21 protein-coding genes are annotated in these 18,984 nt (G+C 67.8%); 11 read left to right on the top strand and 10 right to left on the bottom strand.

From position 1 onward, the window contains the following. Nucleotides 1-8: 8 nt before the first annotated feature. Together LWF15_RS36200 and LWF15_RS10060 are read right to left on the bottom strand one after the other, a co-directional pair. Complete coding sequence (locus tag LWF15_RS36200) at nucleotides 9-221, bottom strand: DUF397 domain-containing protein (RefSeq protein WP_285624134.1); 213 nt, start codon at nucleotides 219-221, stop codon at nucleotides 9-11. Further along, nucleotides 218-1,138, bottom strand: a complete 921-nt coding sequence (locus LWF15_RS10060; protein WP_232810162.1) for a helix-turn-helix domain-containing protein — start codon at nucleotides 1,136-1,138, stop codon at nucleotides 218-220. The genes LWF15_RS36200 and LWF15_RS10060 overlap by 4 nt, the downstream gene beginning before the upstream one ends. A 405-nt stretch (nucleotides 1,139-1,543) precedes the next feature. Between LWF15_RS10060 and LWF15_RS10055 the strand changes: the two genes are divergently transcribed. The 5 genes from LWF15_RS10055 to LWF15_RS10035 all read left to right on the top strand — a co-directional run bounded on the left by LWF15_RS10055 (nucleotide 1,544) and on the right by LWF15_RS10035 (nucleotide 4,761). Further along, nucleotides 1,544-1,756 carry a hypothetical protein gene (locus LWF15_RS10055; RefSeq protein WP_232810161.1) on the top strand — a complete coding sequence of 71 codons (213 nt, stop codon included), beginning with the start codon at nucleotides 1,544-1,546 and terminating at the stop codon, nucleotides 1,754-1,756. Continuing rightward, the gene (locus tag LWF15_RS10050) at nucleotides 1,749-2,075 is read left to right on the top strand and encodes a hypothetical protein (protein ID WP_232810160.1); all 327 of its coding nucleotides are present in this window, start codon (nucleotides 1,749-1,751) and stop codon (nucleotides 2,073-2,075) included. Before LWF15_RS10055 ends, LWF15_RS10050 begins: the two co-directional genes overlap by 8 nt. Nucleotides 2,076-2,214: 139 nt before the next feature. Further along, nucleotides 2,215-2,991, top strand: a complete 777-nt coding sequence (locus LWF15_RS10045; RefSeq protein WP_232810159.1) for an ABC transporter permease — start codon at nucleotides 2,215-2,217, stop codon at nucleotides 2,989-2,991. Beyond that, complete coding sequence (locus tag LWF15_RS10040) at nucleotides 2,984-3,805, top strand: ABC transporter permease (protein ID WP_232810158.1); 822 nt, start codon at nucleotides 2,984-2,986, stop codon at nucleotides 3,803-3,805. Before LWF15_RS10045 ends, LWF15_RS10040 begins: the two co-directional genes overlap by 8 nt. Continuing rightward, nucleotides 3,805-4,761, top strand: coding sequence for an ABC transporter ATP-binding protein (locus LWF15_RS10035; protein WP_232810157.1), 957 nt, complete (start codon nucleotides 3,805-3,807; stop codon nucleotides 4,759-4,761). The genes LWF15_RS10040 and LWF15_RS10035 overlap by 1 nt, the downstream gene beginning before the upstream one ends. A 9-nt stretch (nucleotides 4,762-4,770) precedes the next feature. On the opposite strand, the gene LWF15_RS10030 is transcribed toward LWF15_RS10035, so the two are convergent. Beyond that, complete coding sequence (locus LWF15_RS10030) at nucleotides 4,771-5,250, bottom strand: hypothetical protein (protein ID WP_232810156.1); 480 nt, start codon at nucleotides 5,248-5,250, stop codon at nucleotides 4,771-4,773. A gap of 187 nt (nucleotides 5,251-5,437) precedes the next feature. Here LWF15_RS10030 and LWF15_RS10025 point away from each other — a divergent pair, with 187 nt between their 5' ends. The 4 genes from LWF15_RS10025 (at nucleotide 5,438) to LWF15_RS10010 (ending at nucleotide 9,527) form a co-directional block, all read left to right on the top strand. Then, complete coding sequence (locus LWF15_RS10025; protein WP_269809862.1) at nucleotides 5,438-6,496, top strand: iron-siderophore ABC transporter substrate-binding protein; 1,059 nt, start codon at nucleotides 5,438-5,440, stop codon at nucleotides 6,494-6,496. Further along, nucleotides 6,493-7,536, top strand: a complete 1,044-nt coding sequence (locus LWF15_RS10020; RefSeq protein ID WP_232810154.1) for a FecCD family ABC transporter permease — start codon at nucleotides 6,493-6,495, stop codon at nucleotides 7,534-7,536. The genes LWF15_RS10025 and LWF15_RS10020 overlap by 4 nt, the downstream gene beginning before the upstream one ends. Before the next feature lie 86 nt (nucleotides 7,537-7,622). Then, on the top strand, nucleotides 7,623-8,591 hold the full coding sequence (locus tag LWF15_RS10015) for a FecCD family ABC transporter permease (RefSeq protein ID WP_232810153.1): 969 nt from the start codon (nucleotides 7,623-7,625) through the stop codon (nucleotides 8,589-8,591). A 120-nt stretch (nucleotides 8,592-8,711) separates the two neighbouring features. Continuing rightward, complete coding sequence (locus LWF15_RS10010) at nucleotides 8,712-9,527, top strand: ABC transporter ATP-binding protein (protein ID WP_232810152.1); 816 nt, start codon at nucleotides 8,712-8,714, stop codon at nucleotides 9,525-9,527. On the opposite strand, the gene LWF15_RS10005 is transcribed toward LWF15_RS10010, so the two are convergent. From LWF15_RS10005 to LWF15_RS09980, 6 genes are all read right to left on the bottom strand, one after another. Further along, complete coding sequence (locus LWF15_RS10005; RefSeq protein ID WP_232810151.1) at nucleotides 9,517-10,506, bottom strand: radical SAM protein; 990 nt, start codon at nucleotides 10,504-10,506, stop codon at nucleotides 9,517-9,519. The genes LWF15_RS10010 and LWF15_RS10005 overlap by 11 nt on opposite strands. 25 nt (nucleotides 10,507-10,531) lie before the next feature. Next, nucleotides 10,532-10,870, bottom strand: coding sequence for a hypothetical protein (locus LWF15_RS10000; protein WP_232810150.1), 339 nt, complete (start codon nucleotides 10,868-10,870; stop codon nucleotides 10,532-10,534). Nucleotides 10,871-10,988: 118 nt separating this feature from the next. After that, complete coding sequence (locus LWF15_RS09995; RefSeq protein WP_232810149.1) at nucleotides 10,989-11,657, bottom strand: response regulator transcription factor; 669 nt, start codon at nucleotides 11,655-11,657, stop codon at nucleotides 10,989-10,991. A gap of 80 nt (nucleotides 11,658-11,737) precedes the next feature. Beyond that, nucleotides 11,738-12,925, bottom strand: coding sequence for a sensor histidine kinase (locus LWF15_RS09990; protein WP_456298971.1), 1,188 nt, complete (start codon nucleotides 12,923-12,925; stop codon nucleotides 11,738-11,740). A 113-nt stretch (nucleotides 12,926-13,038) separates the two neighbouring features. Continuing rightward, on the bottom strand, nucleotides 13,039-13,788 hold the full coding sequence (locus tag LWF15_RS09985; protein WP_232810147.1) for a hypothetical protein: 750 nt from the start codon (nucleotides 13,786-13,788) through the stop codon (nucleotides 13,039-13,041). Then, nucleotides 13,781-14,512: an ABC transporter ATP-binding protein gene (locus LWF15_RS09980; RefSeq protein ID WP_232810146.1), complete on the bottom strand. Its 732-nt coding sequence runs from the start codon at nucleotides 14,510-14,512 to the stop codon at nucleotides 13,781-13,783. Before LWF15_RS09980 ends, LWF15_RS09985 begins: the two co-directional genes overlap by 8 nt. Before the next feature lie 174 nt (nucleotides 14,513-14,686). On the opposite strand from LWF15_RS09980, the gene LWF15_RS09975 reads away from it, so the two are divergent. Further along, nucleotides 14,687-16,798, top strand: a complete 2,112-nt coding sequence (locus LWF15_RS09975; protein ID WP_232810145.1) for an MMPL family transporter — start codon at nucleotides 14,687-14,689, stop codon at nucleotides 16,796-16,798. On the opposite strand, the gene LWF15_RS09970 is transcribed toward LWF15_RS09975, so the two are convergent. Further along, complete coding sequence (locus tag LWF15_RS09970; RefSeq protein WP_232810144.1) at nucleotides 16,742-17,071, bottom strand: TfoX/Sxy family protein; 330 nt, start codon at nucleotides 17,069-17,071, stop codon at nucleotides 16,742-16,744. The genes LWF15_RS09975 and LWF15_RS09970 overlap by 57 nt on opposite strands. Before the next feature lie 150 nt (nucleotides 17,072-17,221). On the opposite strand from LWF15_RS09970, the gene LWF15_RS09965 reads away from it, so the two are divergent. Next, a complete protein-coding gene (locus LWF15_RS09965) occupies nucleotides 17,222-18,979 on the top strand; it encodes an ATP-binding protein (RefSeq protein ID WP_232810143.1) in 1,758 nt (585 codons plus the stop codon). Nucleotides 18,980-18,984: the final 5 nt, after the last annotated feature.

The raw sequence follows: 18,984 nt of genomic DNA, 5'->3' as shown, positions 1-18,984 counted from the left end.
CCAGGCTGTCAGGGCTGGGGCGGATCGAACTCGTTGTCGCGCACTCCGGCCAAAAACGCATCCCACTTCGCCGCACTGGTGATCACAACGGCGCCAGGTTCGTCGCTCTCGCGCAGAGCAACGTCTCCGTTCGCCAAGAACGCGACCTCCACACACGCTCCGCCAGTCCCGCTGCTATGACTGCTCTTACGCCACTTCGCGCCCTCAAGTTCCTCTTTCACCGCTCGAACTCCCTTGCCGCTTGTCGGATCAGATGGGCGGAACCCTCTTCGTCCAGGGCTGATTGCCAGAGCTCATCCCACGCGGCGTCGTAGCGAGCCAGCTCGGATGGCTTATCGAGGTACAGCGCACCGGTGAAGGATTCGACGTAGACCGTGGGAGGTTCGCTGTCCCGCCCGTCGAGCTTCACCGGGAATCGCAGAGTGATAAAGGGACGCGAGTGCAGGCCGGCATGCAGGCCAGCTGCGAACGGAACCACCCGCAACTGGATGTGCTCCAACTCCCCGAGCTCCAGCATCCGGTGGAGCTGCGCTGCCATGACTGCTGATCCGCCTACGGGGCAGCGGAGCACGGCCTCGCCGACTACAGCCTGGAATGTTGGCGGAGCTGTCATGCGGGTGAGCAAGCCCGTTCGGCCGGTACGAACTCGCACGAGGCGCTCGATCTCTTCGTCATCCAAGCTCGGGTTCGCGCCGCGGATGAGGGCCCTGGCGTACGCCTCGGTCTGGAGTAGCCCGGGCACGAGATCCATCTCGTACCAGCGGAAACTGGAGGCCGTTTCTTCGAGGCCGATGTACACGTCGAAGAACTCGGGGATCACGTCGCCGTAGCTGTGCCACCAACCCGTGGCCCGCGTTTCCTTCGCCAGAGCTTTCAAAGCGGTCGCGGTCTCGACGTCAGCCCCGTAGACCCGGCACATCAGCTCAGCATCATGACTCCGCATCGAAGACTGCCCGGTCTCGATGCGCCAGATCTTCCCCTCCGACCACTCCAGCTCCTGAGCAGCCGCCCGCACCGTCATCCGCGCCCGCCCCCGCAGGTCTCGCATGTACCTGCCGAGCTGCCGCCGCGGAACGGTCGACCCCGTGACCTCTGTCGTCTGCACCTCATCCCCCTCGGTACGCAACGGATCGTACACCCGAAATAGAAGACTCCGCCCGCCCGGGCTGAACGACTTCCCGTTCCAGGAAAGCACTTGTTCGTGGCAGGTAAATAGAATCTTGCACATTCTTTGGGGAAAGGCCAACCTGTACCCAGCGGCCGGCGAACGAGACCGGTCGCCGGGTGGCAGTCGCCGGATCAACGCTCGCAGACGGGGGTTTCGGGCGGAGCGGCTGTGCCCATCAGACGCCGGGCCCTCCGTAACGAGAACTCCCTCCGCTCCAGCGGAGGGCCCGGCCCCACACTTTCGGGGGAGGTACAAGAATTGGTGCCACGGGCGTCCTACATTGACACTACTACCGATAAGCGCACGGTTGACGAAGCAAATTTTCATCTGGCGCTGCAATGTATCCGCGAGCGCTTCCCGACCGGTTTCCGAGCCGTGTTCCAGACGGGTGACCAGGAGCTTTACGGGTTCTGGCTGCTCGAGGTGCAAGACGCCGCGGGGCGCAACGTGTTCAACGCGGCTGAACCGCACGTCTGGCAGGAGTACCTGGACGACTTGGACTGGGACGGGGTGATGGGTGAGGACGAGCACGGGCGGGCAGAGGTCCTGCTCAGCGCGCTGCGCAAGGAAGGAGACACGGATGCGTGAAAAGAAGTACCCGGCCGGCCATCGCTGGCAGCGGTCGTCGGTGGTGGACGAGGAGGCGATTGATCACGAGCGGCAGATTGGCCAGGTGATCGGGGTGGGCAACGACGTGGTGCGGGTGCGCGTGGCCCAGCGGGAAGACTTCGATCTGCTGGCCGATCCGGTGACCCGGCGGGTGAGCGACGCCCGGATCACCCTCGGCGAGACGTTCGAGCTGACGCCTGCGCAGGCTCGCGAACTGGCCCAGGTGTTGATTGAGGCGGCTCAGCATGCCGAGAACGCTCAGGTGCCGTGGCGGCCTCGGCTGGTTTCCGAGGGGTAGAAAAAGCACTTCGCCCGCAACGCTCAGCCCGGCTAAAGTCTCGGCAGCCATGTCTCTTCTCGCGCCTTCCCCACCCCAGCCGCGAGGGCATCGCCCCATCGCCGCCACGGCCCGCGTCTGGCTCCGAATCCACTGGCGCATGTTCGCCGCCGGCTGGCGTCGCGGAGCCCGTTACCGAGGGGCCGCGATCGGTGGCCTGGTCGCCAACGCCACCTTCGGCTTCCTCAAGGCCAGCATCCTGGTGGCCGCCGTAGATGCCGGAGGCGGGCGGATGGGGGCCTATGACACGGCCTCGATCACCGCGTACACCTGGCTGTCGCAGGCGTTGCTGGGGTCGGTGAATCTGACGGGGCAGAGCGATCTGGCTGACCGTATGAAAGACGGCAGCGTCGCGATTGACCTTCTGCGCCCCGTAGACCTGCAGACGGCGAGTACGGCGCAGGAAGTGGGGCGCGCGTTGTTCGCGCTGCTCCCCCGGGGCGTGCCTTTGGTTGCCCTGGGCGTGGTGGTCGGGGGTATGAGGCTGCCGCTGGATGCGCTGTCCTCGGGGTTGGGGGCGGTGAGCATCGTGGCGGGGACGATTCTGTCTTACCTAACGGTGTATCTCGTGGCCGTGGTGGGGTTCTGGAGCGTGGAGACGCGCGGGCTGCAGCTGGCCTACATGATTATTTCGGGCTTCCTGGCCGGACTCTTCGTGCCGGTCCTGCTGTTCCCCGGCTGGTTGTTCGCGCTGGCCCAGGCCACGCCCTTCCCCTCCATGCTGCAGACGCCCATCGACGTGGTTTCCGGCCGGATCACGAACTGGGATGCCGTTCAGGCCGTCGCCGTGCAGTTCGCCTGGATCGCGGCCGTGCTGGTCGTGGGTCAGTTGATGACCAGGGCAGGGCGGCGTCGGCTGGAGGTGCAGGGTGGCTGAGCGGTCGCGGTTGGCTTCGGCGGTCCGGCCTTATCGGGTGCTGCTCGGCGCGCGGGTGCGGGCGCAGAGCAGCTATCGGTCGAGCTTCGCCCTTGACCTGGTCAGTTCGGTGCTGGTGGCGCTGGTTGAGCTGGCCGAGGTCTGGGTGCTGTATCGAGCGGTCGACGAGATCGGCGGTCTCGACCTGGCGGCCGTGCTGGTGGTGTTCGGTCTGGCCGATACCGCGTTCAGCATTGCCGGTCTTCTGGTCGGGCACGTCGACACGCTGCCGCGATACCTACGGGCCGGAACCTTCGACATCTTCTGTCTGCGCCCGCTGCCTCTGCTGGCCCAGCTGATGACGAGTGACATCACCCTGCGGCGTCTGAGCCGGGTCGCGGTGGGGCTGACTGTGCTCATCGCCGCTCTGTTCGCCAACGACGTCGCCTTCTCCCCCGTCAACTGCCTGCTCATCGCCCTGTCGCTGGCGACCGGTACCTCGATCTGCGCGGCCGTCTACATCGCTGCCTCGGGGGTGCAGTTCTTCCTGATCGACGCGGCCGAGATGACCAACAGCATCGTCTACGGAGGGCGTTACGCCGCTACCCAGCCGGGATCGGTGTGGACCAGGTCGGTGGTCGCGGTCTTCGGTTTCGCCGTACCTATGGCTTTCACCGGCTACCTGCCTACCCTCACTCTTCTCGGCCTACCCACGCCCTGGCATCTACCTAGCTGGGTTGGGTGGGCAGCGCCGTTGGCGGCGGTCTGGACGCGGGGTTTGGCCTGGCTGTCCTGGCGAATCGGTACGCGGCACTACCAAGGAGGCGGGGGCTGATGCCCATTGTCCAAACCGAGGCCCTGACCAGGCGTTTCCGGGTGCGCACCAAGGGGCTGAAGAGCCGGGAAGTAACTGCCGTCGAAGATCTGAACATAATTGTGGACGCCGGTGAGGCCGTCGGTTACATCGGTGCCAACGGGGCGGGTAAGTCCACGACGATCAAGATGCTCGCCGGCATCCTGGTGCCTACCTCCGGGTCCGCGCTGACCTGTGGGCTGCGGCCCGTGGCGGATCGCAAGCTGCTGGCCCGCCGGCTCGGTGTGGTGTTCGGGCAGCGCTCGCAGTTGTGGTGGGACCTGCCCCTGGCCGAGTCGTTCCGCATCCTGGCCGCCATCCACGACCTCAGCACCGACCGCGAGCGCAAGCGCACGGCCGAGCTGGTGGAGAACCTGGAGCTGGGCGAGTTCCTGGCCACACCGGTTCGTCAGCTGTCGCTCGGGCAGCGCATGCGCGGTGAGGTGGCCGCGGCGCTGCTGCACTCCCCCGAGCTCTTGGTGCTCGACGAGCCGACGATCGGCCTGGATGTGGTGAGCAAGCAGCGGCTGCGCGAGTTCCTCATCTCCGAACGGGTCACGCACGGAACCACCTTGCTGCTGACCACGCACGACATGGGTGACGTGAGCCGGCTGTGCGAGCGCATCCTGCTGGTCGACCAGGGCCGCCTGGCCTACGACGGCAGCCTGGCCGGGCTGTCCCGCACGGTGGCGATGCGCCGCGTGCTGGTGGTCGATCTGGCTGCGCCTACTCCTGACCTGAACGACCTGCCGCACGCCGAGCACGTGAGCAGCGAGGCCGACGGGCTGCGCCAGCGCCTGGCCTTCGACTCCGAATCCACCACGGCAGCAGCCTTGCTCGCCGCGGTTTCTGAGCGGGCGGTCGTGCAGGACCTGTCCGTGGAGGAGCCGGATGTCGAAGACGTGGTGCGCCGCGTTTACCTCAGCAGGGGTCGGTAAGCCACCGGCTCAGAGCGGCAGGGCCAGCACCCACATCTGGGTTTCCGCCGTCCCGCACGAACGCCAGGGCAACGACCCCACCGCCGCCGGAGAACGAGTGGTGGCCCGGCGCTCGCGCCGCTGTCGCAACAGCGAGCGCAGCAGTTGCCCGCCCAAAGCCGGTGGAAACGCAGGTGCCACAAAGACTTCGAGGACCGCAAACGTCCGCAAGCCGTCTTCCCAAACGAAATCGGCACTCAGGTGCGCTTCGAGATCACGCCACCACACCGTCCCCAATTGCAACGGCACCCCGTAGGCGACGGCCACCACCTGCCCACCGACCGAGGCCACGCAGGCCATGAAGCCGTGCGCGGCCGCCTGCCGGGTGAGCACGTCCCGATGGTCGGCCAGCGAGCGTCTGGGGAACGCGGCATGGAAGACGCCGCGGATGTCCGCGAAGTGCTCCATCGTCGTCGACCCGTTCCAGATGCTCAGCTCGGCAGCTGTCATTGGTCCATTCAACGCCGGAAATGTGCGTTTCGCCCGATGAGGCCGTCATAACGAACAGGCGACGGATAGGTCACGGTCGATGCTGGCCAGGCGCACAGAACCCCGGCAGTTAGGTTAGCCTCAGCTTCGTCGTGCGGCGCAGAGTCACTGCTGTGCCGCACGCTCTTGCGCGCCCTCCACAAGAAGGATGTACCCCGTGTTTGCTCGTCGTCGCCTGATCACCGGCGCGGTCGCCACCGCGGCCGCCCTGGTGCTGGCCGCCTGTGGTGGTAGCTCGGACTCCGACGCGGAGAGCTCCGGCTCCGAGACCACCACCGCCGCCGAGGCCTCGTTCCCGATCACCGTCAAGCACGCCCTGGGCGAGACCGTGATCGAGAAGAAGCCCGAGCGCGTGGCCACGGTGCAGTGGGCCAACCACGAGGTGCCGCTGGCGCTGGGCATCGTGCCGGTCGGCTACGCCAAGGCCAACTTCGGCGACCCGGACGGCGACGGCCTGCTCTCCTGGCAGAAGGCCAAGCTGGACGAGCTCGGCGGCGAGACCCCGGTGCAGTTCGACGAGACCGACGGCATCGACTTCGAGGCCGTGGCCGACACCCAGCCGGACATCATCCTGGCCACCTACTCGGGCCTGACCGAGGAGGACTACAAGACCCTCAGCGAGATCGCGCCGACCATCCCCTACCCGAACGGGCCGTGGGAGACCAGCTGGCGCGACATGATCAAGCTGAGCAGCCAGGCGCTGGGCATGACCGCCCAGGGTGACGAGCTGATCGCCTCGATCGAGAAGACGATGACCGACGAGGCCGCGAAGTACCCGCAGCTCGCCGACAAGAAGACGATGTTCCTGACCCACGTGGACACCACCGACCTGAGCAAGGTCAGCTTCTACACGGACAAGGACACCCGCGCGCAGTTCTTCTCGGACCTCGGTCTGGGCACGCCGGACAGCATTGCCTCGGCCTCCGGTGACGAGTTCTCGAAGGAGGTCAGCGCCGAGACGGTGGACACCTTCAACGATGTCGAGATGATCGTGACCTACGGCGACGACAAGCTGATCGACACCCTGAAGAAGGACCCGATCCTTTCGAAGATGCCCGCGGTGGCCAGCGGCGCGATCGTCGCGCTCGACGGCACCAGCGAGATTGGCACAGCGGCCAACCCCACGCCGCTCTCGATCGAGACCATGGTTCCGGAGTACGTGAAGATGCTGGCCGACGCGGCCGACAAGGCCGACGCCGCTAAGTGAGCACCACCGAACAGGTAACGACCTCGGGCGCCGCCATTGTGCGGCGCCCGAGGCGCGTGCGTTTGGCCTGGTTCCTGATCGGCCTCGCAGTGCTGGCGCTCCTGGTGGTTGCGTCGATCGTGGTGGGTACGCGTTTCGTTCCGGTGCCCACGATTTTGGACGCCCTCCGCGGCTCGAACACGACCCTCGAGGAAGCGGTCATTCGGGTTCGGATCCCCCGGACCGCTCTGGCCATCGTCGCCGGCGCGGCGCTGGCCGTCTCGGGGGCCGTGTTCCAGGGGGTCACCCGTAATCCCTTGGCTGACCCGGGCATTCTCGGGATCAACATGGGCGCTTCGCTGGCCGTCATTACCGGCCTTGCGTACTTCGGCCTGAGCCAGTCCACCACCTACATCTGGGTAGCCATCGCCGGCGCCGCGTTGGCGGCGATTTTCGTCTACGCCGTCGGCTCGCTGGGGCGCGGTGGCCCCACTCCCCTGAAGCTCGCGCTCGCTGGCGCGGCCACCAGCGCGGCCCTGATCTCGTTCACTACGGCGATCATCCTGCCGCGCGGGGACATCTCCGAGAACGTGCAGTCCTGGCAGATCGGCGGGGTCGGGGGCGCTACCTTCCCGCGGATCTGGCAGGTGATGCCTTTCCTCGTCGTTGGACTGGCGATCTGCTTCCTGTCGGCTAAAAGCCTGAACTCCCTGGCACTTGGGGACGACGTGGCGGCCGGTTTGGGTGAGCGGGTTGCGGTTGCGCGGGGGCTGGCTTCTTTGGGCGCGGTCATGCTGTGCGGTGCTGCGACGGCGATCTGTGGGCCGATCAGCTTCGTCGGTCTGGTCGTACCCCACCTGTGCCGCTTGTTGGTGGGCCCGGATCACCGTTGGCTGCTGCCGTTCACGGCCCTCACCGGATCGTGCCTCCTGGTCGCGGCCGACGTGCTGGGCCGGATCGTGGCCCGCCCCAGCGAGATCGACGTGGGCATCATCACCGCGTTCGTGGGGGCGCCGTTCTTCATCTACATCGTCCGCCGCCAGAAGGTCCGCGCGCTGTGAGTACTACAGATCTACGGACGCCCGCCGCGGCGACGATCGCGACAGTCACTAAAGGGCGGGTACGTCGAAACCGGCGTCGCCGCATCGTGCTCGCGATCCTGGTCGTGCTGATCGTGGTGATGGTCGCCCTGTCGCTGATGGTGGGCCGAACGTTCTACCCGCCCATGGACGTCCTCAAAGTCATCTTGGGGCAGGAGGTTCAGGGGGCCTCGTTCACTGTGGGCCGACTGCGCCTGCCCCGCACCACGATGGCGGTGCTGGCCGGAGCCTGCTTCGGCCTGGGCGGCGTGACCTTCCAGACCATGCTGCGCAACCCGCTGGCCAGCCCGGACATCATCGGGATCAGCACCGGCGCGAGCACTGCGGCCGCGTTCGCCATCATCACCCTGGGGCTGTCCGGCACCAGCGTCTCGGTGTTCGCCATCGTGGCCGGGCTGGGCGTGGCCCTGCTGGTGTACCTGCTGGCCTGGAAGGACGGCGTCTCGGGGATCCGGCTGATCCTGATCGGGATCGGTATTGCCGCCATGATGCAGTCGGCCACGTCGTACGTGCTCTCCACCGCCGGGCAGTGGGACTACGAAGAGGCCCTGCGCTGGCTCACCGGCAGCCTGAACGGCGTGCGCTGGCCGGAGGTGGTGACCGTGTTGGTCATCATGGTGATCCTGGTGCCGCTGGTGGGCATGACCGCCAAGGACCTGAACATGCTGCAGCTCGGCGACGAGACCGCCTCGGCGCTGGGCGTGCGGGTGGACCGGACCCGGCTGCTGGTCGTGATCGCCGCCGTAGGCCTGATCGCCTTCGCCACCTCGGTCACCGGCCCGATCGCCTTCCTGGCCTTCCTGGCCGGCCCGATCGCCGTGCGCCTGGTCGGCCCGGGCTCGTCGCTGCTGCTGCCCTCGGCCCTCGTCGGCGCCCTGCTCGTGCTCGTCGCCGACTTCGCCGGCCAGTACGCGCTGGGCACCCGCTTCCCGGTCGGGGTCGTCACCGGCGTGCTCGGTGCGCCTTATCTTCTGTATCTGATTGTCCGTTCGAACCGAACTGGAGGGGCGCTGTGAAGCCCCCACGCACCTTCCTCAGCCGTGAACACAGCTCGAACCGAACTGGAGGGGCGCTGTGAAGCCCCCACGCACCTTCCTCAGCCGTGAACACAGCTCGAACCGGACGGGAGGGGCGCTGTGACCAGCGAACACCAGCTCACCGTCGAGAAGCTCAGCCTCGGCTACAAGGAGCGCACCGTCATCGAGGGCCTGGAGCTGGAGGTGGCGCCGGGCAAGGTCACCGCCATCGTCGGGGCCAACGCCTGCGGCAAGTCCACCCTGCTGCGTTCCATGTCCCGCCTGCTCGCACCCCGCGCCGGCCACGTGCTGCTGGACGGCAAGGAGGTGCACAAGACCCCGGCCAAGGAACTGGCCCGCAAGCTCGGTCTGCTGCCCCAGTCGCCGATCGCACCCGAAGGCATCACCGTCAGCGACCTGGTCGGCCGCGGTCGGCATCCCCATCAGGGCGTGTTCTCGCGCTGGTCGGCGGAAGACGATGCGGCGGTAGCAGCGGCGCTGGAAGCCACGCACACCGTGGAGCTGGCCGACCGTGCCGTGGACGAGCTTTCCGGCGGTCAGCGTCAGCGCGTCTGGATCGCGATGGCGCTCGCCCAGGAGACGGATCTGCTGCTCCTGGACGAGCCCACGACCTTCCTGGACGTGCAGCACCAGGTAGAGGTGCTGGACCTGCTCACCGACCTGAACCGCACCCGCGGGACGACGGTGGTGATGGTTCTGCACGACCTGAACCTGGCCGCCCGCTACGCCGACCGCCTGATCGCGATCGCCGGGGGCAAGGTGCACGCCGCGGGCCTGCCCGCCGAGGTGCTGACCGAAGACACCGTGCGCGCGGTGTTCGGCCTGGACAGCAAGGTGATCATCGACCCCACGTCGGGCGGCCCGCTCATGCTGCCGATCGGCCGGCACCACATGGTCACCCCTGTCATGCCCTGACCAGCTCCCTTCCGGCCCGGGTGATCTCGTCGTACCAATTCACCAAAGCCCTCTCCCCCGAGGCCAGTCGGCAGGCGGTACGACGGCAGAGGTCCAGGAACGGTGTGGGATCCCACTGGTCGGCGAGTTCAGGCAGGCGGGCCGGGCCGAGCGTCCCTAGTTGGAAGTCCCGGGCAAAGCCGTAGGCCAGCGGTGAGACCGTGCCGTCGGTCTCCACCACCAGCGGGCTCAGCCATGTGCCGAGGGATGTGCGCGGTTCGTCGGCGAAGGCAAGGAAAGCCTCGGGACAGCGCTCGATCTCGGTCTGGTGGGTGATGTCGACCTGAATGCGCAGGCCGTGCTCGGCCTCCAGCCGGGCGGCCTCGACCACGGCGAAGGCGCACTCTCGCGAGTCCGGCACCGCGTGGGCGAGGTTGGCTGCGGCTGCGCCTTCAGCTTCGAGTGGGTGCACCTGCACCAGCCCGGCGCCCTGCTCGGCCGCGAACTGCGCCACGTAAGCCAGCTCGTGCACGTTGAACATGGTCAGGGTGAAGACGAAGCCGAACGGGACACCGGCGGCCCGGACGGCGTCCAGCCGGGACTTCATGGTGCTGAAGGCCCGGCCGGACTGCCGCATCGCCGCATGCGATTCCGGGCTTCCGTCCAGCGAGATGGCCAGCACGTCAACCAGCCCGGCGATCCGTTCCAGTCTCCTGGCCGAGAGCAGTGTTCCGTTGCTGGTCACCGTGGTTCTCAGACCGTTGCACCGGGCGCGTTCGAGCAGCTCGGGCAGCGACGGGTACATCAGCGGCTCACCGCCGGACACGCTAAGCACGTCGTACCCGAGGCCGGCGCTGTCGTCGATGAGCTGGAGCAGGTGGCTGAGCTCCATCGTGTCGTCGACGTCAGGACCGGAGTTCGAGTAGCAGTGCCGGCAGCGCAGATTGCAGCGGCGGCTGGGATGCACCTGGAGGATGGAGCGGGGGCCGGTGGGCGGCATGATCTGGCTCTCGGCTTCGGGGTGGTCAGGCCGGGCCCTGGCCGATCTCGAGCTCGACCTTGAACTGCTCGGGCCACGGGATGCCCCGGGTCAGGACGCTGATCTTGACCGGAACGGCCTTGTCCTCGCGGTGCAGGTCCTGGAGCAGCTCACCGGCCAGGGCCCCGGCCGCCTGGGCGTCGCCGGGCAGGAGGACCGCCTTGAGCCAGTCCGGCCTGGGGGTGCCCTTGACCAGGATGTCGTTGACGTCGATGGTGCGGATCTTGCGAGCCAGGTACTCGATCATGCGGTCGTCGATCGGCCGCGGGCCTGACCGGAGGGCTTCCTTGAGCAGTTCGTCCGAACCTCGGCTTTGCATCTCCATGGTGGGCACCGTCCTGAGTCGCGATGGTGGCACGCCGTCGCGGATGGTGCGGCGGCGATGCGCTGGTACGGCTCAGGGAGGTTCCGACGATGCGGCTGGATGCAGGCGGCGGCGGTGTTCACCCGCCCGGGCGGACCAGGCCGGTCTCGTAGGCGAGGACGACGGCCTGGACGCGGTCGCGCAGGCCGAGTTTGGTCAGGATGCGGTGCACGTGGGTCTTGACCGTGGTCTCGGCAATGACCAGCTGTTCAGCGATGTCGCTGTTGGACAGCCCCCGGGCGACCATGACCAGCACGTCGCGCTCGCGCTCGGTGAGCAGGTCGAGCCGGGCCCCACCGTGCCGGTGGGCGCCCGCGGTGGCGTCGAACTTAGGCACGAAGTGCTCGAGCAGGCGCTTGGTGGTGCTGGGGGCCACAATCGAGTCGCCCCCGGCCACCGCGCGGATGCCGTAGAGCAGCTCAGCACTGGGCACGTCTTTCAGCAGGAACCCGCTCGCACCCGCCTGGAGCCCGGCGTAGGCGTACTCATCAAGGTCGAACGTGGTGAGTATGAGCACGTGAGGCGGGTTTTCGCCCTTCTGCAGGCGCCGCGTGGCCTCGACCCCGTCGAGGTGGGGCATGCGCACATCCATGAGCACCACATCGGCCGGCGTAGAGGCCAGCAACTCCAGCGCCTGACGCCCGTCCCCCGCCTCGCCCACGACCTCCATGTCAGGCTGAGCCTGCAGCACCATACGGAAGCCCGTGCGCACAAGTTCCTGGTCGTCCACCAGGGCCACGCGGATCATGCCGTCACCACCCCCGCCGCTCCCAGCCACACCGTCCACGCCGCCCCCGACCGAGCGATGTCTGCCCAAGCCGCCCCCACTCATGCCGCCGTCACCGGGAACCAGGCGCGCACGGCGAAGCCACCTTCGGGCGTGGGACCGATCTGGGCACGCCCACCGAAAAGGGCTGCACGCTCATTGATCCCAATCAAACCGTGCCCGGCGCCGGGCAAATCTGCACTGACCGCTGCAACCTCTTTCCCACCCACCTCTGCGCGTCGGCTGCCCCCGTCGCGAACCTCCACGCGAATCTCTCCCGCCGGCTCGACGTGCTCGAACTCAACGTCTACCCGTGCCCCCACACCCACGTGCTTCAACGCGTTCGTCAGCCCCTCTTCCACCACGCGATAGACCGCCAGCTGAACGCTTTCCGGGACATCCCCCACCGCCGGAACCGGACTGCACCGCACGTCGAGCCCGCTGAGCCGGAACTGATCGACCAAACCAAAGATAGCACCCAAATCGGGCTGTGGAGCCACGGATTCGGCCTCGCCGTCCCTTAATACGCCGAGCAGGCGGCGCAGTTCGGTGAGGGTCGAGCGTCCGGTCTCGGCGATCGTGGTGACTGCCGCCTTGGCCTGGTCGGGGGCTGTGTCGATGGCCCAGGTCGCGCCCTCGGCCTGCACCACCATGACGCTCACGTGATGCGCCACCACGTCGTGCATCTCGCGGGCGATCCGGGTGCGCTCGGTGAGCGTGGCCGCGCGCACGTCCGCGTCCCGCTCACGTTCAAGCCGGGCTGCCCGTTCTTCCAGCGCCTGCAGATAGGCCTGCCGCAGAGCGACGTTCGTGGCGAGCACCCAGACCACGAGCACGAAGAGGCCCTGCAGAATGGTGTTTCCGGGCCCTTGGAAGGGCTGGCGCAACGGGGTCACCGCGACCAGAGCCAGGCATACACCCAGGGCGATGCGGCCGGATCGCGCTGGCTCGTGCCGGGCGATGCTGTACAGCGACAGCACCAGCACCGCGTGGGCGCCGTTGACCGCCACCCCGAACACCCAGTACGCCAGCGCAGCCACCACCGCCACTCCGAACACGGTGAAAGGTGCTTGCCGTCGCCAGAACAGGGTGAGCGCCGGCAGAGGGCCGAGGAGCAGGGCCGCGGGCCAGCCGATCTGGCCCGCGACGTAGAACACCGAGGCCCAGGCCCCGACCAGGCCGGCGAGCACGACCAGCAGGTCGACCAGCACCGGGTGGTCGCGGACGGTTCGCCGTAGCCAGGCGTGCATACCCACGAGATTAGATCCTGTTCTGTGGATCCTCGGCGGAGACGAAGGAGAAGGCGGGCAGATTCCCATGAGGTGTACACCTGGTACACGGTGCACACCTCATAGACCAGGACCTAGACGTCACGGGAGCGGAAGCGGGTCAGAGCGATCAGGTTGAGGGCCACCATCACGCCCAGGAACAGCACCACCGCCACCGCTGGGGCCGGGCCGCCGTCGTCCACGCCGACCAGCGGGCCGAAGCTGGCGAAAGGCAGCCACAGATTGGCATCTTCACGGATCTCGCTGAGCAGCATGCCGACCATCGGCTCGACCACGGCCGGATAGATGACGTAGGTCGCGATGGCGGCGGGCAGGGAGGGTAGAAGAGCGCCCAGAGCCAGGCCGAACCAGCCGATGCCCAGGCCGAGCACGACCATGCCCAGGCCGTTGCGCTGCACCAGGGAGTCGGAGGCGAATTCGGCCAGGTCGCCGCCGGTGGCCAGCAGCCCGGTGAGCCAGGCCGCTGCTTCGCACAGCACCACCACGGTGAACAGGTACGCCGTCATCACCACGGTACGGGCGACGGCGAGCACCCGGCGGTCGGGCAGCACGGTCAGCAGGGGGCGGATCGTGCCGTACCTGTGGTCGTGCCCCCAGGCCAGTACGCCGAGAGTGCCCAGCAGAATGGCGAGCGGAGCGGGCTGCCCGGGGTTGAGCACCGCCCGGGCCAGGTCGGCGTCGGCGGGTTCCCCGTCCACCATTACGACTGCGAGCGCCAACCCGACCGACGAGACCAGACCCAACCCCGTGATCAACCAGGTACTGCGCAATGTGCGCAGCCGGAACCACTCCATCGCCAGCGCCCGCCGGATCTGCTCAGACATGTTCGGCTCCCCCCACATACTCGACGGCTTCCTCGGTGACCTGCAGATACGCGTCCTCAAGCCGTTCTGCTCCGGCTTCGGCCACGAACTGCTGCAGGCTCCCCTGGGCCAGTACCCGGCCGCGGCCGAGCACGACCACCTCCTGAGCCAGCGCCTCCACCCCAGCCAGCTGGTGGCTGGAAACCAGCACCGTGCGTCCTTCGTTGGCCAGCCCTCGCAGCAGCGTGCGCAGCCAGTGGATGCCCTGGGGGTCGAGGCCGTTCTCGGGTTCGTCGAGGATGATCGTGCCTGGATCGCCGAGCAGGGCCGCCGCCAGGCTCAGGCGCTGCGCCATACCTAGCGAGAATCCCCCTGGCCGCCGGTCCGCAACGTCCGCCAGACCGACCGTGGTGAGCACCTCGTCCACTCGTTGTTCGGCTACCCCACCGCCGATGGCGAGCATGCGCAGATGGTTTCGCGCAGTGCGGCCCGGGTGCCATGCACGGGTCTCCAGCACGGCGCCCACTGTGTGCACGGGGTCGCTCATCTGGCTGAACCGAGTGCCGTCGAAGGTGGTCACGCCTTCGCCGTGGTCGAGTTCGAGCATGAGCCGCAGGGTGGTCGACTTGCCGGCGCCGTTCGGTCCGAGAAACGCGGTGACCACGCCTGGCTGTACGTCGAAACTCAGGTCCTGTACGGCGATTCGGCTGCCGTAGCGCTTGGTCAGATGCCTGCACGAGATCATGACCTAAAGGCTAGGAATTTGGGGGTAGGTAATCGTCAGCCCACGGATCGGTCCCGGCGTACATCTGAGGGTGTACGGGCCGAGCGGCACTGGGTCGACCGCGTGGGTAGCGTGCCCGGTAGTGCCCGTGTGATCTTGGGCTGTCCCCCGACGCCGAGGTCGACGGAGAACCTGATGACTTTCCTGTCCCGGCTGGTCGTAGCCCGTCCCTGGTGGATGGTCGCCCTGTGGATCGCTCTGGCCGCCTTCGGCGGATTCGCTGCCCCTAAGGCCACGGAAAGGCTCGCCTACGACTTCGGCCTTCCGGGGCAGGACGCCTACGAGGCCAACATGGACATCCTCAGGGGGATCGGATCGGGCGGCTCTTTCCCGCCGGTGCTTCTGGCCGTGGGCGACGGTGAGCAGAAGGTCGATCTGCAGACCGCCGCACCGATTTCCGAGGCAGTCGGTCAGGCGCTGCCGGGAGCGCGGATTGCCAGCTACGCAGACAGTTCCGACCTCCTGTCGGACGACGGCACTACGGGAGTGATGCTGATCTACCCCGCGCCGGATGCGGCCGAACAGCCGTACGCCGTTGCGCTCGAGGCCTTGCGGCCGGTGGCCGAAGAGCTGCAAACCGAACTAGGGACGTCCGTGGTGGTCACGGGCAGGGATGCGCTGGGTTTCGAGGAGGGTGAGGTCCAGGGCAGTGCGCTGGTCGAGACGCTGTCCGGAGGGCTCGGCGCCGCGATCGTGCTGACCTTGGTGTTCGGCTCGTTCCTGGCCCTGATGCCGCTGATCATCGCCGCCGCCTCGATCCTGACCACGTTCGCGATCCTCTGGGGGCTCACCGGGCTCACCGACGTCTCGTTCGTGGTGCAGTACCTGCTGGCCCTGATCGGGCTGGGCGTGGCCATCGACTACGCATTACTGCTGGTCACGCGCTGGCGGGAGGAGACCGGGAACGGGGCGACGCCGGAGCAGGCGGTGCACACGGCGATGCGCACGGCCGGGCGGTCGGTGCTGTTCTCCGGAGTCACGGTGGCGATCAGCCTGGCCGCCCTGATCGCCATGCCGGTGCCGTTCCTGCGCAGCGTGGGCTATACCGGCCTGCTCATCCCGGTGATCAGCGTGGCTGCCTCACTCACCCTGCTGCCGGCGTTGCTGCTGTTGTTCGGGCAGAAGCTGTCCTGGCCGCACCGACGCAGCTCGAATCCGGAGAGCCGGCTCTGGCGCGGGGTGGGCGCGTTCGTGGTGCGGCACCGCTGGCTGTCGGCTGTGGGCTCGGCCGTGCTGCTCATCGTGCTGGCCCTACCAGCGTTTGGCCTGCGCCTGGGCGTACCCACAAACAATTCGCTGGCCGCCGGGGAGAGCCCGGCCGCGGTAGCGGTGACGGAGTTGTCGGGCGACGGGCCCGGGGCTGGGCTCTCGGCGCCGATCGAGATCCTCACCGACCAGCCGGAGCAGGTGGTGTCGGCAGTCGAGGGCATCGACGGGGTCGCCGGGGTGCTTGCCCCTGCGCAGTGGCGGACCGCCGACGGCCAGGCCGTGGTCGATGTGTGGACGCAGGAAGACGTCACTTCGGGAGCCGGATCGGAGGTTGCCACGCAAGTGCGCGATGCGGCTGAAGACCTCGGGGCCCAGGTCGGTGGGGTGCAGCCGCAGGACCAGGACTTCATCGAGACCGTCTACGGCAACGCCTGGTGGATTCTGCTGGCCATCATTGCCATCACGTTCCTGCTGCTGGCGGTGGCCCTGCGCTCGATCGCCCTGCCGGCCAAGGCGCTGCTGCTCAACGTGATCTCGCTGGGCGCCGCGTTCGGCATCACGGTGTGGATCTGGCAGGGCGGCCACGGCACTCAGCTGCTGTTCGACCGGGAGCCGTCGGGAGCGGTCACGGTCTGGATCCCGATCGCCATCTTCGCGTTCCTGTTCGGGCTCTCGATGGACTACGAGGTGTTTCTCCTGTCCCGGATCAAGGAGGAGCACGACGCCGGACACAGCACCGACGAGGCCACGGTGCACGGCATCTCACGCACCGGCCGGCTGGTGACCAGTGCCGCGCTGATCCTGTTCCTGGCGTTCGTCTCGCTCAGCCAGATCCCCACCACCGACGTGAAGATCCTGGCCACCGGCCTGGCGCTGGGCATCATCATCGACGCGACGATCGTGCGCGGGGTGCTGGCCCCGGCCCTGGTGGCTGCCCTCGGGCCGGTCAACTGGTGGTGGCCGTTCGGCTCGCGGGGTGAGTCAGCCGAGGGTGGCGTGGAAGTCGAAGGCGACCCCCGTCCAGAAAAGCAGCTCTGACTCGTTCTCGAGGCGGGAGATCGGGACCGTCAGCCAGCCCGGGCTCATCGGGCGGTCGCGGCCCATCATCGCCTCCTCGGCCCCACGCCCGGTGTACTCGTCGAACTTGGCCGGGTCGACGCGCACCAGCAGATCGCCGGTGTGACTGGCGGCGAACACCATCTTGCCGCCGACCAGGAAGCACAGGCCGCCGAACATCTTCTTCTCGGTGAATGGACCGCGTCCGGCGAGGACTGCACGCAGCCGCTCGGCGAGTTCCTGGTCGTACGGCATGACTCCTCCTTCGGATCTGCGGCTCAGACTACTTTCCGGAATGACGCTTTCGCGCTGTGTGTCCGCGGTGGGTCGCGGGCCATTTTGTCGGTGGGCTTCCCTAGTCTCTTGAGCGACGGAACTGGGCGACTCGGGCAAGGGGTTGGGCACGTGAGCGACGCGGTCGGGCTGGTGGTCGGAACGGAAGACTCCACGCCCCTGAAATTTGCCGTCGCGGTGGCGTCCGACGCCTACCTGCAACTGGACGACGTGGTGGTCACCCAGCGCGAGATCCCCGGTGTCGGGCCGGTGATGACGTCGGGCATCGTCACCGAGGTGCGCTCGCGGCACGAGGGGGCCAGCTTCGGTTCCGACGTGTTCCTGATCGCCGACGGGGTGCTGCCCGCCCAGGTGCAGGAGATCGCCGAGATCACCACCACCCGGGTCGATCCGGAGGTGTACGTGCCGCCCCGCCCGGGTGAGGCGGCACGCCGGGCCGAGGGGGAAGAACGGGCGCGGGCGCTCTACTTCGACCAGATGCAGAAGAAGGTGCCGGTCGGGCTCGGCCGCGACGGGGCGCCGGTCTACCTGAACCTCGAGTTTCTCAACGGCGTGCGCGGCGCCCACGTCTCGATCAGCGGCATCTCCGGGGTCGCCACCAAGACCAGTTTCGCGCTCTGGCTGCTGCACTCCATCTTCCGCTCCGGTGTGCTGGGCGGTGGCGGGCGCAACTCCAAGGCGCTGGTGTTCAGCGTCAAGGGCGAAGACCTGCTGTTCCTCGACAAGCAGAACACCCGACTGGACGACCGGCTGCGGGAAGACTACGCACTGCTGGGCCTGCCCGCGGCGCCGTTCGAGTCGGTCGGGTTCTTCGCTCCCCCCACCCCGCAGGACCCGACGGCCCGCCCCTACGTCAGCGGGCGCACCAGCGGGGTCAACGCCTTCTGGTGGACTCTGGCCGAGTTCTGCGCCGACGGTCTGCTGCCCTACGTCTTCGCCGACATCGAGGACGAGCGCAATCAGTACACGATGGTCGTGCACAACGTCGCCTCCAAACTGGCTCGCGAGGCCGAACCGGCCGGGGTCGACGGGGCGGTCACGCTCGAGGGCCGCACGATCCGCACCTACGACGCTCTGGTCGACTTCGTGGTGGAGAAGCTCAGCGACGACTCCACCCGGAGCACCTGGGCCGGCCCGGCGATCGGGCAGGGCACGGCGAACGCCTTCATCCGGCGGCTGATCTCGTCGGTGCGGCCGCTGAAGGAGATCCTGCGGGGCGACCTGACCAAGAACGACTCACGCCGGGTCTCCACCGAGAACGCGCAGATCACCGTGGTCGACCTGCACCAGTTGCAAGAGCGTGCGCAGCGTTTCGTGGTCGGTGTGGTGCTGGCTGCCGAGACGGCGCGTAAAGAGGCCGCCGGGCCGGGCAGTCTGCTGTTCACCATGATCGACGAGCTGAACAAGTACGCGCCCCGCGAGGGCAACAGCCCGATCAAAGACACGTTGCTCGACATCGCCGAGCGGGGGCGCTCGCTGGGCATCATCCTGATCGGCGCGCAGCAGACCGCCAGCGAGGTCGAGCGGCGGATCATCAGCAACAGCAGCATCAAGGTGGTCGGCCGGCTCGACCCGGCCGAGGCCGGGCGTCCCGAATACGGTTTCCTGCCGCCGTCCCAGCGGCAGCGGGCCACGCTGGTCAAGCCCGGCACCATGTTCGTGGCCCAGCCGGAGATCCCGGTGCCGCTGGCGGTGGAGTTCCCCTTCCCGGCCTGGGCCACCCGCCTGTCGGAGTGTGCCACGCATCCGGATGCCGGTGCTCCGCCGGCCTCAGCGTCAGCCTCGGCCACGCCTGCGGTGCGGAAACCGGGGTCGGACGTGTTCACCCGGCTACCACCGGCTTTCGAAGACGAAGAGCCGCCGTTCTGAGGGCT

The organism is Kineosporia rhizophila (genome assembly GCF_021277265.1).
GTDB classification, from domain to species: domain Bacteria; phylum Actinomycetota; class Actinomycetes; order Actinomycetales; family Kineosporiaceae; genus Kineosporia; species Kineosporia rhizophila.
Note: the sequence above shows the minus strand (reverse complement) of the source record. Positions and strands in the feature narration are given on the sequence as shown.

Excerpts from the sequence above, each read along its gene's own strand:
- LWF15_RS10050 (WP_232810160.1), top strand. The coding sequence starts at position 1,749 with ATGCGTGAAAAGAAGTACCCGGCCGGCCATCGCTGGCAGCGGTCGTCG.
- LWF15_RS10045 (WP_232810159.1), top strand. The coding sequence starts at position 2,215 with ATGTTCGCCGCCGGCTGGCGTCGCGGAGCCCGTTACCGAGGGGCCGCG.
- LWF15_RS10035 (WP_232810157.1), top strand. The coding sequence starts at position 3,805 with ATGCCCATTGTCCAAACCGAGGCCCTGACCAGGCGTTTCCGGGTGCGC.
- LWF15_RS10030 (WP_232810156.1), bottom strand. The coding sequence starts at position 5,250 with ATGACAGCTGCCGAGCTGAGCATCTGGAACGGGTCGACGACGATGGAG.
- LWF15_RS10025 (WP_269809862.1), top strand. The coding sequence starts at position 5,438 with ATGTACCCCGTGTTTGCTCGTCGTCGCCTGATCACCGGCGCGGTCGCC.
- LWF15_RS10005 (WP_232810151.1), bottom strand. The coding sequence starts at position 10,506 with ATGCCGCCCACCGGCCCCCGCTCCATCCTCCAGGTGCATCCCAGCCGC.
- LWF15_RS10000 (WP_232810150.1), bottom strand. The coding sequence starts at position 10,870 with ATGGAGATGCAAAGCCGAGGTTCGGACGAACTGCTCAAGGAAGCCCTC.
- LWF15_RS09995 (WP_232810149.1), bottom strand. The coding sequence starts at position 11,657 with ATGATCCGCGTGGCCCTGGTGGACGACCAGGAACTTGTGCGCACGGGC.
- LWF15_RS09990 (WP_456298971.1), bottom strand. The coding sequence starts at position 12,925 with ATGCACGCCTGGCTACGGCGAACCGTCCGCGACCACCCGGTGCTGGTC.
- LWF15_RS09985 (WP_232810147.1), bottom strand. The coding sequence starts at position 13,788 with ATGTCTGAGCAGATCCGGCGGGCGCTGGCGATGGAGTGGTTCCGGCTG.
- LWF15_RS09980 (WP_232810146.1), bottom strand. The coding sequence starts at position 14,512 with ATGATCTCGTGCAGGCATCTGACCAAGCGCTACGGCAGCCGAATCGCC.
- LWF15_RS09975 (WP_232810145.1), top strand. The coding sequence starts at position 14,687 with ATGACTTTCCTGTCCCGGCTGGTCGTAGCCCGTCCCTGGTGGATGGTC.
- LWF15_RS09970 (WP_232810144.1), bottom strand. The coding sequence starts at position 17,071 with ATGCCGTACGACCAGGAACTCGCCGAGCGGCTGCGTGCAGTCCTCGCC.